Genomic DNA, 16,585 nt, shown 5'->3' with positions numbered 1-16,585 from the left:
GTCAAACGAGGAACGTCTGCGCGAGCTTGACCCAGTAGGCCGCGCCGGTCGCGAGGCAAGCGTCGTTGAAGTCGTAGCCGGGGTTGTGGACCATGCAGCCGCCCTCGCCGTCGCCATTGCCGATGATCAGATAACTGCCCGCGCAGCGCTCGAGCAGGAACGCGAAGTCCTCGCTGCCGGTCAGCGGCTGCATGTCGCGAATCAGCCCGTCTTCGCCGAGCCAATCGAGCGCAACCTGGCGCGCGAGCGAGGTCATGGCCGCATCGTTGACAAGCACCGGGTAGCGGCGCTGATAGTCGACCTCGGCGCGCGCGCCGAACACGGCCGCCTGCCCGGTCGCGACCTCGGTGATGCGCTGCTGCAGATGGTCACGCACCTCGGGCCGCAGCGCGCGCACCGACAGGCGCATCTCGGCGGTTTCGGGAATCACGTTCGGCGCTTCGCCCGCATGAATCGCGCCGACCGTGATGATCGACATATCGAGCGGCGCGATGTTGCGCGAAACGATGGACTGCAACGCAAGCACGATCTGCGCGCACACGACGACCGGATCGACCGCCTTGTGCGGCACCGCGCCATGACCGCCGCGGCCGATCACCTTGATGATCACCGTATCCGACGACGCCATGAACGACCCCGGCATGAAGCCCAGCTTGCCAGTGGGAAAGCCCGGCATGTTGTGCATCGCGAACACGGCGTCGCAGGGGAACCGCTCGAACAGGCCGTCGTCGAGCATTTTCTTCGCGCCGGCAAGCCCTTCCTCGGCCGGCTGGAAGATCAGATTCAGCGTGCCGTCGAAGCTCTTTTCATGCGCCAGATGCTTCGCTGCGGCGAGCAGCATCGCCGTGTGGCCGTCGTGACCGCATGCGTGCATCTTGCCGGGCAGCTTGCTCGCGTACGGCAGGCCGGTGGTCTCGTGGATCGGCAGCGCGTCCATGTCGGCGCGCAGGCCGAGCCGGCGCGTGCCGTGGCCGACCTTCAGCTGCCCGACCACACCCGTTTGCCCCAAGCCGCGATGCACGCTGTAACCCCACTCCCGCAGACGTTCGGCGACCAGATCGCCGGTCGCAAACTCCTCGTAGGCGAGCTCCGGGTGCGCGTGGATGCGGTGTCGCAGCGCGACCATTTCCTGTTCGATCTCGGCGATGCCCGCCGGAATGACCATCGTGTTCATGCCGTCTGTCTCCATGTCAGCGTGAACCGAGCATAGCCGTGCCGAATTTCGACAGGCAGGCGTAGAATCGTTGCGGGTGCCAACCACTGGTTGCCGCCTTTCATACTCCTGATACGCATGAAACTGCATCAGCTCAATACCTTGGCCGCGATCGCGGATACCGGAAGTATCCGGGCCGCCGCCCGCTCGCTGGGGCTGTCGCCGGCCGCCGTGACCAAGGCGATGCGCGAACTCGAAGCCGATTTGCACGCGCCGCTGATCGTGCGCAGCGCGAGCGGTGTCGCGTTTACCGAGTTCGGCCGCGCGCTCGTCGTGCATGCGCGGCTCGTGCTCGGCCAGTTGCAGCGCGCACAAGCCGAGATCGACGCGCTGCGCGGAGCCGCGGCCGGGAAGCTGTCGATCGGCGTCACGCCGTGGGTCGCGCTGACCTTTCTGCCGCCCGCCGTGCGGCGTTTTCGCGAACGGATGCCGGACGTGCAACTGGAATTTTTCGAAGGCCTGCTCGCGGTCGTGCAGCCGCGTCTGCGCGACGGCAGCCTCGATTTTTCGATCGGCCGGCCGCCGCCCGCGTCGCCGCAGTCGGAGTTTCAGAACGCGCCGCTCTTTTCGACGCATGCGGCGGTGGTCGCGCGGCGCGATCATCCGAAGGCCGGTTGCCGCACGCTGCTCGACCTTCAAGACGAGGAATGGATCCTCAACTGGGACCCGGCGAGCCGCGAGTCGATGTCGAACAACCTGTTCGTCAAGCGCGGCATGCGGGTGCCGCACACGATCGTGCTCGCGCATTCGCTGTCGATCGTGCTGGGCCTGCTCGCGCACACGGACATGGTCAGCATCTTTCCGTGGCCGCTCGTCGAGGCGATACGCGCGAAGGAAAACCTGTGGGCGCTGCCGCTACGCGAAACGCTCGACGAAACCATCATCAGCATCACGTCGCGGCGCGGCGCGCCCACGAGCCCGGCGGCCGCCTGCTTTCTCGACTGCCTGCGCGAGACGATCGACGCAGGCGCGCGCTCGCCGGACCCCGAGCAGCGCCGGCTGTTTCATTCGATCGAGCTGATGCTGTAGCGGTTGGCGCGCCGCCGCGTGGTCAATCGAGAAACTCGCCCGCCCGCTTTCTGAGCATCGCGCTGAAATCGTCGAGCCAGCCGATCGACAGCCGCCAGCTCTGCCAGTACAGATCGACGTCGATATGCTTGCCCGGCGCGACCTCGACCAGTTCGCCGCGCTGCAGATGCCCGGCGACCATCCGCTCCGGGCACATACCCCAGCCGAGGCTCATCACGCACGCGCGCATAAAGCCGGCGACGTGCGGAATCCAATGCAGCGGCGGATCGATCTCCGCGCGCGTGATGCGCCGCATGAAGCGCTTTTGCAGCTGATCCTTCGGATTGAAGTCGACGCACGGCGTGCGCCGCAGGCTGTCGCGCGTGACGCCGTCCGCGAAATAGCGCGCGAAAAACGCCGGCGAGCATACCGCGAGGTATCGCATGCGGCCCAGACGCGTCGAGCGGCAACCCTGCACCGGTTCGGCCTGCGTCGTGATCGCGCCCTGCACACTGCCGTCGCGGATGCGCTGCGCGGTGTAGTCCTGGTCGTCGATCACGAGGTCGAGCAGCATCTCACGTTCGACGCAGAATGGCGCGACCGCGTCGATGAACCAGGTGCCGACGCTGTCGTCGTTGACGGCGACGCGCAGAGCCGGCCACTGCTCGACGAGCGCGCCGGGCAGTGTCGGCAGGCGGCCGTTCAGCTCCGCTTCGAGCAGTTGCACGCGCTCGGTGTGGCGGCACAGCAGCGCGCCCGAGGTGGTCGCGACGCACGGCTGACCGCGCTTTACGAGCACGCTGCCGACGCGCTCCTCGAGCAGCTTGACGCGCTGCGACACCGCGGACGGCGTGATATTGAGCTCGCTCGCGGCACGGTCGAACGAGCCGTGACGGACCACGGCGGCCAGCGCGTCGAGCAAGGCGTAGTCGAGCATTAGCGCTCCTTAATCTGCATTAAATAAATTAGGTTCTCTTATGCGACCCGATCACGCAGACTAGCGCCTCTGGCATTTCACGTCTATCCCCACTGCTTTCATTTTTCGGACCATTTATGAACTGGCTGTCTTTCTCCCACGGCGCGGCGCTGTGCGCATCGCTGATCGTGACGATCGGCGCGCAGAATGCGTTCGTGCTGCGGCAGGGCATCATGCGCTCGCACGTCGGCAAGATCGTGCTGTTGTGCACGCTGTCGGATTTCACTCTGATCGGCGCGGGTGTCGGCGGCGCCGCCGTGCTGATGAAGCGCTACCCGCGCTTCGTGCACGTGATGCTCTACGTCGGTCTCGCGTATCTCGTGTGGTTCGGCATCAGCGCGTTGCGCCGCGCGATGCGGCCGGAACAGGGCGGGCTCGATGGCTCGAACGGCACGGCCGCCGATCAAGCGCCGCCCGCGCAACGCGCGCTGTCGATCGTGATGATGACACTCGCGTTGACGTGGCTCAATCCGCACGTCTATCTGGACACGTTCCTGTTGATCGGCACGGCCGGCGCGCGCGAGCCGGAAGGCGCGCAGGCCGCCTTCGCGCTCGGCGCGATGACGGTCAGTGCGGTCTGGTTCGTCGCACTCGGTTACGGTGCGCGCATGCTCGCGCCGCTGTTTCGCCGCGCGACCGCGTGGCGTGTGCTGGATGGCGCGATCGGCAGCATGGTGTTGCTGCTGGCGGCCACGCAACTGCATTGAGCGTTCGACGCAGGCCTTATTTCACGCCCGATTCTTGCGGCGCACGTTGCGCGGCAAGCGCATCGGGTTCGGCGTCGTCGCGCGGCACGAGATTCATCAGCCGCGCGAGCACCGGCCACTTCAGCAGCGACTGCTCGTAAGCCTCCTTCGCCTGGGCATCGAAATAGCTGCCCGCCTCCACCTCCGGCAGACGCAACGCGAGGCCGCTGATATCGTCGACGGGCCAGCCGCCGTGCGTAGTGTTTTTCGGCGTATTGCGCGCGTTCGTCATTTGCCGTCCACCCACACGCCGTCCGGCGTCTTTACCACGTAGCCGGAGGCGGTCTTCATCGTCACCGTCCCTTCGTTTTCGCCGACCATCTGCGTTTGCGGCAGATTCGTCGCGTACTGCGACAGGCTCACGCCCGGCTTGAACGGGCTGTTCGACACGAGATTCGATAGCAGCTGCGCGAGCGCCAGGAAGCTCGATGGATCGTCGATCACCGTGGTCGACCCATGACTGCCCTGGAAGCCGACCACCCGCACGCCGACCGGCCCATGCACGATGCGCGGCGTCGGAATCTCGCGCAGGCCCGCGACCTGGTTCGTGTCGCCGCGCAGCGCCGCGCCGTGCTCGGGCACGAACACGATCACCGCGCGCCGCCCCGACGACGCGATCAGATCGGCGAAGCGGTCGAAGTCGCTCATCAGCTTGTTCACGCGCAGCGGATACGAATCGATACTCGTCAGGCTGCTGTTCGGCAGCCGGTTGCCGTCGTGCAGACTGATCGTGTTGTAGTACAGCGCGACCGGCCCCGCGATGCTCGCGCGCTGCGCGTACCACGCGGCGAGCGTCTCGTAGTCGTCGCGAATCGGCGAGCCGTCGAACGCATGCATCGCGACCGGCACGCTCGTGTTGGGAATCAGCGGTACGTTCGGCACGCCGGCGTTGTCGTGGATCAGTTCCAGGAAGTTGTCGAAGTGGCCGTCGTGGTTCAGCATCGTCTGCGGCGTGTAGCCGGCCTGCGCGAGATCGGCGAGCAGGTAGCACTGCTGCGGCGCGTTCTTGTACAGGTCCGCGTGCGCCTGCTGGCCGCAGCTTGCGCGCAGCACGCGAATCGCGGCCGGCCCGCTATAGCTCGCCGCGGTGCTGAAGTTCGTGAACAGATAGTCGAAGCGGGACAGCAGCGGATGATTGCGCGCCTTCGCGACATCGAGATCGTCCCACGACAGCGAGCAGATGTGCAGCACGATCACGTCGAACTGCGCGTTCGGATCGGCGGCCAGATGGCCGAAGCTCACCTGCCGTTGCGACTCCTGCGTGCGGAACGCGGCGAGTGCGGCGTTATGGTCGAGCGGCTGCGCGGCGAGCGGGTTGTTCGCTCCATTCGCGCCGGCATTCGCCGCTGCGTTCGCAGACGCTCCGCGCAATTGCGCGAGCACCACCCCGCCCTCGTGCCACAGCGGAATCGCGACCAGCGCGATCAGCACGAAGGTGGCGACGCGCACCCAGCGATTCACGATCAGATAGCCGACGAGCGCACCCAGCGCGGCGAGCAGCAGCATCGGCGGCAAGAAGCGCTGCGCCAGTTCGAGCCAGTAGCCGTAGCTGAAAGTGGTCAGATTGCCGAACTCCTCGGTCAGACGAGAGAACGGCGGCACGTTCGCCTCGTGGTACACCAGCGGCACGCCGAGCGCGAGGCCGGCGAGGTTGCGTACGATGCGCAGCGCGCGCCGGCGCAGCGTCGAAGTAACGACGAGCGCGAGCGCGAAGCCGAGATTCGCGAGCCACAGCGGCTGCAGATGGCCGCCCGCGAACAGGTACAGCTTGAGGATGAAGTACAGGTTCCACAAAGTCATCGACAGGTTCTCTCATTGGCCTGCGCGCGGCACGATGCGCGCAGGCTGTATCAATAGCGGGTGCGGTCGAGCGCGAGCAGCGTCTCGCAGGCACGCGCGAGCCCGCCCCACAGTCGCGAATAGCCTTCGACGCCCATCGCGAGCACTTCCTTCAAACCGCGCAGCGGCGCGTCCTCGCTGGTTTGCTCATGCCAGTCGAGCCACGCGTCGGCGCGGCCGAACGTGCATTGCACGAGCTGCCGTTGCTGTTCGAGCGTGAGGCCGTCGAAGCGCACGCCGAGGTGCCGGCCAACGCAGCGGCTCACGTACACCGGAAAATGGAACTGGCGATCGCCGCGGCTCAGGCACACGCCGAGGCTGTCGCCAGGCGCGAGATTCAAGCCCGGCTCGACGTCGAGACCGAGGCCGCCGGTCGAGTAGTCGCTGGTCGTGCAGGCGAGCGTCGAGCCGTCCGCGAGCAGCAGCGTCGCCGCCGCGCGCATCGCGATGCGATGCGTGACGCGCACCTGCTTCGCCTCGCGCGCGACGCTCGAGGCCGCGCCGAGCATCACGAGGTTGTAGAGCGTCCAGAACACGTTCATCAGGATCGTCGCCGTTTCGCCGCTCTGCCCGAACATCAGTCGGTACACACCGGCCGCGAGTGCGCCACTGTTCAGCGCGAGCAGCACCAGGTACGGCTTCGACGTCGACCAGTCGAAGTAGCCCTCGCCGATGCGCCCGCCCTTGTCGGTCACGTTGAACTTGCCGTGCTTCGGGCTGAAGAACGCGATCGTGGTCGGCAGCACGATGTACCACGCGAGCACCGACTCGTAGACTTCGGCCCAGAACGAGTGACGGTACTTGCCCTGCATGCGCGAATTCGCGAGATTCGCGAGCACGATGTACGGCAGCACGAATCCGGCGATCGTCGTCGCCGATGCGTTGATGAAGTACATCTGGAAGAACAGGTAGGCCATCGGCATCGTCAGGAACACGAGCCGCGGCACGCCGTAGAAGAAGTGCAGCATCGCGTTGCCGTAGCAGAGCCGCTGGAAAAAGCCCAGCCCGCGGCCGATGAACGGATTGTCGATGCGAAAGATCTGCGCCATGCCGCGCGCCCAGCGCGTGCGCTGCTGGATATGGCCCGCGAGGCTTTCGGTCGCGAGACCGGCGGCCTGCACGGTCGGCAGATAGGCGGTCGTGTAGCCGCGCCGGTGCAGCTTCAGCGCGGTGTGCGCGTCTTCGGTGACGGTCTCTACCGCGATGCCGCCCACTTCTTCGAGCGCATCGCGCTTGAGGATCGCGCACGAGCCGCAGAAGAACGACGCATTCCACAGATCGTTGCCCGACTGCACGAGCCCGTAGAACAGATTGCCCTCGTTCGGCACACGGCGGAACGTGCCGAGGTTGCGCTCGAACGGGTCCGGCGAAAAGAAGTGATGCGGCGTCTGCACCATCGCGCAGCGCGCGTCGCGCAGGAACGTGCCCATCGTCGTTTGCAGGAACGAGCGCGTCGGCACGTGATCGCAATCGAAGATCGCGACGTACTCGCCCTGCGTGCGGGCGAGCGCGCTATTGATGTTGCCGGCTTTCGCGTGACGGTTGTCGTCGCGCGTCAGATAGCCGATGCCGCAGGCCTGCGCGAAGGCTCTGAATTCTTCGCGGCGGCCGTCGTCGAGCAGATAGACGCGCAGCTTGTCGGCGGGCCAGTCGATGCCTTGCGCGGCGAACACGGTGGGCCGCACGACGGCCAGGGGTTCGTTGTAGGTCGGAATATAGATGTCGACCGTCGGCCAGCTCGACGTATCGGTGGGCAGCTTCGCGACCGCGCGCTTCAACGGCCACGCGGTCTGCACGAAACCGAGCAGCAGAATCACCCATGTATACGCTTCCGCGCCGAACAGCAGATAGCCCAGAATCGCCTCCCCCGGCGTCTGGAACGACAGTGTCTGGGTGACGCGCCACCACACGTAGCGCACCATCGCGAGAATCGCGAGCGTAGTCAGGATCAGCACCGGCATGCGGCCCGGAAAGCGTCTGACGATCAGCGCGATGATCACGAGCACGGCGAAGAATTCGAACTGACCGTCGGACTGCAACGGCGACGTGCCGATCAAGGCCCACGAACCCACACCCGCGACCACCATCAACGGCAGCAGCCAGCGAATATGACCGACGCGCTGCGTCGCGTCTTCGAGGTGCGTGCCCCAGCGCTGCCACGGCAAGCTCGCCAGCAGCGCGTCGACGCGCTCGCGTGCGCGTCGCCCGAGCAACCACAGCGGCACGAGCCAACGGTCGATCCACGCGGCCAGCGCCCGCACTGTCGCCGCAGCACTGCTCGACGACGAGCGCGGCGCGCGCACGAGCGCGCGCCACAGCCATGCGCGCAGTCGATGCGGTTCGAGCACGCCCCATTGCAGCGCGAAATGCAGCACGATCGCGCGAATCCAGCGGCGCGCGTAATCGGGCTTGCCCGGCGCGGGCGGCTGGAAGAACAGCCGCACGAACCAGTCGAGCGGCGTGCGAGTCGCGGGCACGCCGAGGCCGCGCGCAAGCCAGTCGAGCGCAAGCGTGCGCAACGAACGCGTTTCCCGTTCGCTCATGAGCCGCCGTCCCGCCGATCGAGCGGCGCCGTGGCCTCGATGAGCCACGTGTCGAGCCAATTCGCGAGCCCCTGCAGATCGTGCGACGCCTGCGAATGCGGGGCGTCGTCGAACAGCCAGGTGCCGCGCGCGAACGACTCGGGCAGCGCGACATCGAGATGCACGCGCTGCGCGAGCGGCAGCTTTTCGCCGAGCGCCGCGCCGAGCATCGCCAGCACGTCGCGCTGCATGTCGCGCGCGGGGTTCAGCCGGTTCACGATGATGCGCAGCTGCGCGCTCGCATCGCGCAGCGCTCCGAGCCGCGCGACCAGCGTCGCGCAGGCGGTCGGTTCGGGCGGCGTCACGCACAGCGCGAGGTCCGCGCAACGCAGCGCGTGCTCGGCCTGCTGCGACGGATAGCGCGCGGTATCGATCAGCACGACGCCATCGCGCGGCAAATCGAGCTCGGCGAGCGCGTCGGCGAGCCAGCGCGGATCGGCGGCGAGGCGTGCGTCGCACTGCGTGCTTTGCGCGGCGGACACCGCGCCGTACGGCACGAACAGCACGCCGTCCGCGTTGCGCCACGTGGATGCATGCCATGCGGTGTCCGCATCGAGCAGCGCCTGCGACAGACCGGTCGCCGCGAGAGCGTCGATGCCGAGCTGCGCGCCGAGCATGTTCTGCGGATCGAAGTCGAGCGCGACGACCTGGCGGCCGCGGCGCGCGAGCAATACCGCGAGCACGGCGGTCAAGGTGGTGCGGCCGGTGCCGCCTGCCGTGGAGACGACGGCGATCGTTTTCATCGCGCCACCTCGTCGTGCGTCGTATCGAGTGCGGGCAACAGACGCGCGCGCAGCGCGACCGGCTCGATCTCGCACGGCACCGCGTCGCGCGGATCGAAGCCGCGCATGACCGTGAGAGCGCGCCGTGCGCCGACGCGCTGCCAGACGATCCACACCGGCAGCGCGACGACCATGCCGGCGACGAAACACATCAGAACCAGTTCGATCATTCGATGCTCCTCGCGCGCACCGGCATCGCGCTGGGTTCCGCGCGACGGCGCGGCGGCGTGGGTTGGGCCGGGCGGCGCTCAGTAGCGAGCGGCTCCGCTTCGGTCGATTCGGCAGGCCGGGTTCGCGCAGACGTTGGCGCGGCCGCGCTCGTCGGCACCTCGGTGTCGGCTTCCAGCTCGGCACGCGCATTAACCAACGCCTCTTCCACCCGCGCCAGTTGCACAGCGGCCACGTGCGCGGCTTCGTCCTGCGTTGCGGCGAGCGATGAGCGCGACGGCGCGCCATCACGCATGGACGCCGCGAACATATCGCTGTAATCGGCGATCCGATTGCGCCGGTTGGCCGCGTCCAGCGCGTCGAGTTCGGCGCCGATGCTCTGCTCCGCCAAATGCACGAGCGTATCGACGCCCGACGTATCCGCGAGCTGTTCGACCGGCACATCGATGATCCGCGCCAGCGCGGCGTCCGCATCGGCGAGCCGGCAGGCGAACAGGAACACATACAGATGCGACGCATCGACGGTCAGCACGTCGCCCGCGCGGCGCGGCACGCAGTGCTTCAGCACGTCGACGTGCGCGCATTGCGGCAGCAACGTCAGCTTCACGAGCACATGCGGCAACTGCAGCACGCCGCTGCGTGCGAGCACGAGGCGCACGCGCTCGCAGAACGCGCCGGCCGGCAGATAGCCGCGCACGTCGTCGCTCAACGCGGCGCTCAATGCGCTGCGATAGTCGGCGGCGACCGGCCGCGTATGGAGCTGCCCCTGCAACGACTGCAGCAGCGACTGCATGCGGGAGAACGGCAGATCGCGGCCGAGCACGAGGTTCGCGCCGAGCGTCAGCACCAGCAGCTCGTATTGATGGCGCAGCACTTCGCCCCGCTCGACGACGACGATCTTCAGCGCGCGCCCGGCCTGGCGGCGCAGCGCATGAACCGTCGCGCACAACGCGTCGAGTTGCGCGCCGCCCGCGTAATCGAGCACCACGGTCGCGGCCTGCGCATGCGCGCACGCGCTCAGCACCGCAGCCTGATCGGCGCACACTTCCCAATGCGGCGGCAGCCACGCCTCGTGACCGCGCACCACCGCGCGGCTCACGACGACACGCTGTTCGTCGCGCGCGAGCAGACGTTCGCCGCGCGCAACATTGCCGTCCGGCGCATCGGGCGCGACGCTGAGGTGGCCGCTATCGGTAAAGCGCAGAGAGCGGACTTCGCCCGTCACCAGCGTACGATCCGCGCGCCAGAAGTCGGCATGCCACAGCAGCTCGCCGTGCGTGCGCTCCATTCGTGCGACGCCCGCGCATGCCGCATGGAACGCGTTGCGGCGTGATGCATCGATGACGCCGTCCGGCGCGCCGCGTGTATCGAGTGAATCGTCTTCGCCATTTCCATCGACGCCGAGCAGCAGCACCAGCGTGATACGCCGTGCCGCGCACCAGTTCGCGAGCATGCGGCCTTCGCGCGCGAGCGCGGCGGCGTCGTGCCAGTTGAACCAGCGCTCGGCGCCTTCGATGAAATACAGCGCGCCTGCACGAAAACCGAAGCGCTTCAGCGCGCGCAGACCGCCGAACAGTTTGCCGTGCGTCGCGGCGCTGCCGGCTTGCTGCTCCGACTCTTGTGCGCGATCGACGCCGGGCATCGCCAGCACGTTCAGATTGCGCGGCCAGCCTGCGGCCGGCGCGTCGGCGCTAAAGCCCAATTCGCGCAAACGCTGGGCAACCGCCGCGCGCTCACGCGCGAGCACGACCGTCACGTCGCGGGTGAGCGCGGTGCGCGCGCTTTCCCAGATCAGCGTGTCGACGCCCGGCGCCCGCGGCGCCGCATAGATCGCATACAGCTTGCCCGCTTCGAGCGCGGCCCATGCGTCGGGCAAGGCCTCGATCGCGAGACGGCCGACCTGCTGTGCGCGACGCTGCGCTCCGGTGCCGCCGAACATGCGCAGCCAGCGTCGCATGAAAGCGCGCACGGGAGTGTGGGTTGGATTCGAAACGGTGTTCACGTCTGCTGTCCCAGGTCTCGTTGCATCGCCGTTCAATAGCTCGAATAAAGCCGTACCGGCTGCGGCGACAGACGGTTGTCCTGCCTGCGCGCATCGAACGTGTAGCGCAGATACACGAGCGCGGCGCTCGGCGCGTAGTCGTGCGAGCGATCGATGCTCAACTGCGCGCCCAACACCAGATGCGGATCGGCGCGGTACTCGACGACGCCCGCGAGCCCATACGAAAACGCGACGCCGCGTGTCGAGCTGGCCGCATTGACGAGACTGTCGAGCCCCGGCGCCGCGCCGAGCCCGGCGGGCAGACCGTTCGGGTAGTACGGCGAACTCCGCTCGTACGAGTTCGACACGCCGACGGTCGCGCTAAGATCCCACTTCAGCGCGCCATGCCGCCCCAGCCATTCGAGCGGCACGCCGAGCGACAGATAGCGCTGCGGACTGTAGTAACCGCCCTGCCCGAACGAATAGAAGCGCAGGTTGTTCGTGTAGTGCCACGCGTTGCCGACGAGGCCCGCGCTCACCAGTGAGTTCGCGCGCCGATAGACCGGCATCGTGAAACCGGTGCGCAGTGTGAATTCCTGATTGCTCGCGACGTTGCGCCCGGTCAGCTCGCCCGCGCCGAGATCGGCGAACAGGTTCGCCGCGCCGAGATCGAACGACGCATGCAGGTCGATGCCATCGCGGCGCACGCCGCCCCACACCGTGCCGGTGACCGGATCGTGCATGCCGGCATACGACAACTGGCTACCGGTTTCCGGACGGCGCGAGCCGCTGACCGACAAGCTCGCCGGTCCCGCGTCGAACCGATAGCGCACGCCGCCGACGAGATACGACACGGGGAAACCGAGCGGCGTCGTGCCGAAGTCGAAGCGCCACGCGTCGGACGTGTAGCCGGCGCCGAGCGCGACGCCGGTGGCCGACTGATGCAGATACGGCAAGCCCGCGGCCAGCGTGGCGAGTTGCTGCGGCGACAGGCCGAGCGACGTGCCGAGCTTGTCGGCCGCGCCGAAGCTGCCGAAGGTATCGCGCGTGAACGCGTTGGCGTCGCTGACATCCAGCGTGCCCGCGTCGAGATGCACGGTATCGATGTGCGCGAAGAAATGGCCGTCATAGCGATACGGGATCTGCACGTACACCGGCACCTGCCACGCGCGCAGCTGCGAGATGCCCGCGTCGCCGGACTTATACGCGGGCAGCCAGCCGGTCTCGATCGACGGATTGCGGCGCTGTTCGAGATCGTCGAGCGCGGCGCGCGCGGGCGTGCCATCGGGGCCCGCGCGCACGCCCGCCGAGCGTTCCTGCGCGAGCGACAAACGGTACAGCGAAGCGGCATCCTCGTACTGCCCGAGGTCTTCGGCGATGCGCCCGCTTTGCACCGTCACGTCCGGCCGCGTCGGATACGCGACGCGCAGCGCCGTCGTGATCTGCTGCGCGTCGCGCGCTTCGTTCAACGCGGCGAGCCGGCGCGCGGCCGAGAGCCGCGTGTCGACGTCGTCGGGCGCGGCGCCGTCGAGCACGTCGTGCACGACGCGCAGCGCGGCGCCGCGCTGGCCGCTCTGCTCCAGCACGCGGGCCAGCGCGAGCTGCGCTTGCGCATCGTTGGGCTGTGCGGCGAGCAGTGGCGCCAACGTCGCCCGCGCCGCCGCGTAGTGGCCCTGCACGCGCTGCAGGTCGGCGAGTTCGAGCGTGTAGCGATTGTCGCGCCGACCGGCGGGGCTGACCGCCGCGAGTCGCTGCTGGGCCGCTTCGTAATCCCGCTGATCGATCGCTTCGTCGGTTTGACGTAAGGCCGCACGCAGCGCCTGATCCTCGAGGCGCGCGTGTTGCGCGGCGTCCAGCTTCAGCCGCGGATCGTCACGCAACTGCTGTAGCCAAGCGGACAGTTCCGCGTCGCGTCGCGCGCTGCCGAGCAGATCGCCGTAACGCAGTCGCACGTCCGCGTCCGCCTCGCCCGGATGCGCGTCGATCCAGTCGCGCAGCACTGCGAGACCGCGCCCGGCGTCGCCCGCGTCGATCCACTGCGCGCCGACCGACGCGAGCAGATTCGGATCGTCCCCGGCCAACGCGCGTGCCTCGTCGAGCAGGCGGAGCGCGCTTGCGCGATCGTCGCGTGCAAATGCGGCGCGCGCGTCGGCGAGCCTTCGTTGCGTTTGCAGATTGCGATCGAGCGCGCGCATGCCCTCGGTGCGCTCCTGCTCCGGGATCAGCGCGAGCGCCGCTTGCGCGCCGCTCAGGTCGTCGAGCGAATTGCGGTAAAGCGCGTTTGCATAGCGCATCTCGGCCGATGACGCGAGCGCGAGACCCTCGTCCATCACGTTGCGGCCGAGTTGCGGGAGGCCGAGATCGCGGTACAGACGCGCGAGCGCGAAACGCGTCCACGCTGCGTCGGGCTCGCTGCGCAAGGCGGCTTCATAGCGTTGCGCAGCGGGACCGCGCTCGCCGTCGGCGAGCAACTGGTCCGCCTGTTTGGCAAGCAGATCGGCACGCAGACGAGCAAGGCTTGCGCGATCGTCCGCGGCTGTGAAGCGGCTTTGCAACGCGTCGATCAACGGCTCGACCTGCGCCGCGCGGCCGGTGTTTTCGAAAAGTGTTTGGGTGCTGCGCAGCGCTGCCACGCTCGGCGTCTGCCCGCTCAGCATGTCGCGCAGCAGCGGCTCGGCCGCGCGCCAGTCGTGCTGCGCGAGCAGCGCGTCGGCGAGCATCAGCTTCGCGTCCGGGTTGTCCGGCTCCATCGCGAGCGCCGCGCGCGCCGCCCGCTCCGCATCCTGCGCGTGGCCCGCCGCGGCGGCCGTGCGGCCTTGCGCGAGCGTGCCCCAGAATTGCGCGGTGCGCGCGAGGCTTTGCCATTTCGTCCGGTTGTCGGGCGCGAGCGCGGCCGCGCGCAGAAACAGCGTGCGCGCTTCGTCGTGCCGCCCGGCCCGCATGCGCGCGATGCCGAGACCGCCGACCGCATCGGCATCGTCGGGACGCGCGCTCGCCGCGCGCGCGAGCAGCGGCTCGGCGGCCGTGAGATCGTTGCGCGCGAGCGCTTGCAGACCGCGCTGCTGCGCGATGTAGTCAGGGTTGCGTTCGAGTTGCCGTTGCGCGTCGAGGCGCGCTTCGAGCGTCGCGACCCGCTCGCGGAATTCGGTGTCGTCCGGCACGAGTTGCAGATACGCTCGCAATGCCGGCAGATAGTCTAGGTCCGCCCCCGCCGATTGCAGCACGTGACGCCACGTGTCGAGCGAGGCCGTGCGATCGGAGTCGGGCCGCGTCGCCAGATTCCACGCGATGCGGTTGGCTTCCGCGCGCGTCTCGCCGCGCGTGTTCAGCAGATTCGCGAGCACGAGCGCCGCGTCGACGTCGGACGGATCGGCGGCGATCCGCCGATGCAGCGCGACCAGCGCTTGCTCGCGCCCCTCGGGCGTGCCCGCGAGAATCTGGTAGTACTCGGCGCCGAGCGAGCCGGACGGCGCACCGTGCGGAAACAACAGCTGCAAGCGCCGCGCCGCTTCGGCGGACTGGCCGCTACGCGCGAGCAGACGCACGGTCGCGAATTCCTCGCGGCCGTTGGTGGCGACGCGGAATTCGTCGTCGAGCAGGTGGATCACGGCGCTGCCTGGCGCTTCGGCACGCAAGCGTGCGAGCGTCGCCTGCGCGGCTTGCGCTTTCCCGAGACGCAATTCGATGCGCACCTGCTCGGCGAGCAAGGTCGGATCGCCGGGCGCGGCGAGCAGTGCCTTGTTGACCGCCTGCAACGCGAGGTCGTCGCGATGTTTGGTCGACCACATGCGCGCGGTCGCGAGCAGGCGTTGCGCGGCGGGGTCTCGTGGCGGCGCTATGGTTGGCGAAGCAGCGGGCGCCGCCGGTGTACCGATGGCGGCCGGGCGCGCGGCCGTCGTGCGCATCGCTTCTGCTTGCCTCGCGTTGCCGTATGCGTGACCCGTCATCGCCGCGGCGCATGCGCACGCGAGCACGCCGAAGCGCGCCGCGCGTGTTACTGCGGCGCGGCGCGGCACGACGTGCTCCAGTGCGGATCGAGGGTGCCGTCGGCGGCGAAACGATAGCGGCCTTCGCGCCAGCCGAGCGCGAACAGGCTCAGCACGCTCGTGTAATAGCCGGCGGCCGTCTCGCGATCGAGCGCGGCGGCGCGTGCGATCTGCGCATCGGCGAGCGCGGGCTGGCCGCGCGCATCGAGAAACGGCACGGCCGCCGCCGAAAAACCGGCGTTGCCCATGTTGATGCCGGCACGGCCGTTGGTCGCGTCGACTGTCTCGGGCGGCGCGCCGTGCGCGGCGATGAAGTTCGCGAACGGCGCGAAGCGCGCGAGCAGCGCCGGCGCGAGCGGATCGCGCCGGTCGAGCATGCCGGCCCACAGGTACACGCGAATCGCGTTGTACGCGCTCTCGGCGTGGGTCTCGGCGTCGGGTGCGAAGCCGCGGTTCGCGCGATACAACGCCCAATCCGGCGAGAAGCCCTGCGGCGCGGTATCGATCAGGATGCGGCTCGTGCTCGCGAGCAAACGCGGCCAGCGCGGATCGTCGGGCAGCCGCGTAGCTAGGCCGCGCAGCACCTGCGGCGGCATGTAGCTCGGATTGACCCGCCACACGTCGGCCTCCGGATGAAAGCCGGCCGGCCCCGGCAGCAAGGTCAAGCCGAGCCCCGGCGCGTTGGCCGTTTCCTCGTCGAGCACGCGGCGGGCGAGCACCGCGCCGCGCGCCGTGTAGCTGCGCTCGCGCCACGCGTCGCCCGCTTCGAGCAGCGCATAGGCGATCCACAAGTCGGCATCCGACGATGCATTCGCGTCGAGCACGGCCCAGTTGCCGTCGGACGAGCGGCCCCACAGCCACGCCGGCAGACGCGCGGTCAGGTCGCCTTGGGAAAGATGCTGCTCGGTCCAGCGCAGGATCGTGTCGAAGGCCGCGCGGTCGTTCGCGACCAGCGCGAAAAACAGTGCGTACGATTGCCCCTCCGACACCGTGCGCTCGTCGGACGAACCAACGTCGATCACGCGGCCATCGGCGGACAGGAAATCGCGCTTGAATTGCTGCCAGCGCGGCCAGGGCGCGGCGGCGCAAGCGGTGAGGTCGGCGCGGCCCGGCTGCGGCGCTTGCGTGGCAAACGCGTTGTGGCTGCTCGCGAGCGTCAGCATCGTGGCCAGCACCGTTGCCGGAACGCCCGCCGTTGTTCGCACGAGTCTGCGCGCGAACCTCGCGCGCAGGCCCGCGCCACTTTCAACGCCCACCCGATCGCGCACTGCCCGCCACAGCGCTCTGCCCTTCGACTGACTCAT

The 16,585-nt window shown here is 68.5% G+C and carries 12 protein-coding genes; 2 read left to right on the top strand and 10 right to left on the bottom strand.

All coding sequences use genetic code 11. The features are described 5' to 3' along the window. Window position 1 precedes the first annotated feature (1 nt). A complete protein-coding gene (locus BC1002_RS05335; RefSeq protein WP_013089043.1) occupies window positions 2-1,174 on the bottom strand; it encodes a M20 aminoacylase family protein in 1,173 nt (390 codons plus the stop codon). Window positions 1,175-1,291: 117 nt separating this feature from the next. Between BC1002_RS05335 and BC1002_RS05330 the strand changes: the two genes are divergently transcribed. Next, a complete protein-coding gene (locus tag BC1002_RS05330; RefSeq protein ID WP_013089042.1) occupies window positions 1,292-2,242 on the top strand; it encodes a LysR substrate-binding domain-containing protein in 951 nt (316 codons plus the stop codon). 22 nt (window positions 2,243-2,264) lie between these two features. On the opposite strand, the gene BC1002_RS05325 is transcribed toward BC1002_RS05330, so the two are convergent. Beyond that, window positions 2,265-3,158, bottom strand: a complete 894-nt coding sequence (locus tag BC1002_RS05325; RefSeq protein WP_013089041.1) for a LysR family transcriptional regulator ArgP — start codon at window positions 3,156-3,158, stop codon at window positions 2,265-2,267. A gap of 116 nt (window positions 3,159-3,274) precedes the next feature. Between BC1002_RS05325 and BC1002_RS05320 the strand changes: the two genes are divergently transcribed. Next, on the top strand, window positions 3,275-3,904 hold the full coding sequence (locus tag BC1002_RS05320; protein ID WP_013089040.1) for a LysE/ArgO family amino acid transporter: 630 nt from the start codon (window positions 3,275-3,277) through the stop codon (window positions 3,902-3,904). Between the two features lie 16 nt (window positions 3,905-3,920). Here BC1002_RS05320 and BC1002_RS05315 read toward each other — a convergent pair whose 3' ends face one another. From BC1002_RS05315 to bcsZ, 8 genes are all read right to left on the bottom strand, one after another. Continuing rightward, window positions 3,921-4,175, bottom strand: a complete 255-nt coding sequence (locus BC1002_RS05315; RefSeq protein ID WP_013089039.1) for a hypothetical protein — start codon at window positions 4,173-4,175, stop codon at window positions 3,921-3,923. After that, complete coding sequence (gene bcsG, locus BC1002_RS05310) at window positions 4,172-5,743, bottom strand: cellulose biosynthesis protein BcsG (RefSeq protein ID WP_013089038.1); 1,572 nt, start codon at window positions 5,741-5,743, stop codon at window positions 4,172-4,174. Before bcsG ends, BC1002_RS05315 begins: the two co-directional genes overlap by 4 nt. A 50-nt stretch (window positions 5,744-5,793) precedes the next feature. Next, the gene (gene bcsA / locus BC1002_RS05305; protein ID WP_013089037.1) at window positions 5,794-8,325 is read right to left on the bottom strand and encodes a UDP-forming cellulose synthase catalytic subunit; all 2,532 of its coding nucleotides are present in this window, start codon (window positions 8,323-8,325) and stop codon (window positions 5,794-5,796) included. Beyond that, window positions 8,322-9,107, bottom strand: coding sequence for a cellulose biosynthesis protein BcsQ (bcsQ, locus tag BC1002_RS05300; RefSeq protein WP_013089036.1), 786 nt, complete (start codon window positions 9,105-9,107; stop codon window positions 8,322-8,324). Before bcsQ ends, bcsA begins: the two co-directional genes overlap by 4 nt. Beyond that, complete coding sequence (locus BC1002_RS05295) at window positions 9,104-9,316, bottom strand: hypothetical protein (protein WP_013089035.1); 213 nt, start codon at window positions 9,314-9,316, stop codon at window positions 9,104-9,106. Before BC1002_RS05295 ends, bcsQ begins: the two co-directional genes overlap by 4 nt. Beyond that, the gene (bcsE, locus tag BC1002_RS05290; RefSeq protein WP_013089034.1) at window positions 9,313-11,271 is read right to left on the bottom strand and encodes a cellulose biosynthesis protein BcsE; all 1,959 of its coding nucleotides are present in this window, start codon (window positions 11,269-11,271) and stop codon (window positions 9,313-9,315) included. Before bcsE ends, BC1002_RS05295 begins: the two co-directional genes overlap by 4 nt. 77 nt (window positions 11,272-11,348) lie before the next feature. Next, the gene (locus BC1002_RS05285) at window positions 11,349-15,311 is read right to left on the bottom strand and encodes a cellulose synthase subunit BcsC-related outer membrane protein (RefSeq protein ID WP_013089033.1); all 3,963 of its coding nucleotides are present in this window, start codon (window positions 15,309-15,311) and stop codon (window positions 11,349-11,351) included. After that, complete coding sequence (gene bcsZ / locus BC1002_RS05280; protein WP_013089032.1) at window positions 15,290-16,585, bottom strand: cellulose synthase complex periplasmic endoglucanase BcsZ; 1,296 nt, start codon at window positions 16,583-16,585, stop codon at window positions 15,290-15,292. Before bcsZ ends, BC1002_RS05285 begins: the two co-directional genes overlap by 22 nt.

This window comes from Paraburkholderia atlantica, from assembly GCF_000092885.1.
Classification (GTDB): Bacteria; Pseudomonadota; Gammaproteobacteria; order Burkholderiales; family Burkholderiaceae; genus Paraburkholderia; species Paraburkholderia atlantica.
The sequence above is the reverse complement of the archived record's forward strand: the minus strand, read 5'-3'. Positions and strand labels throughout refer to the sequence as shown.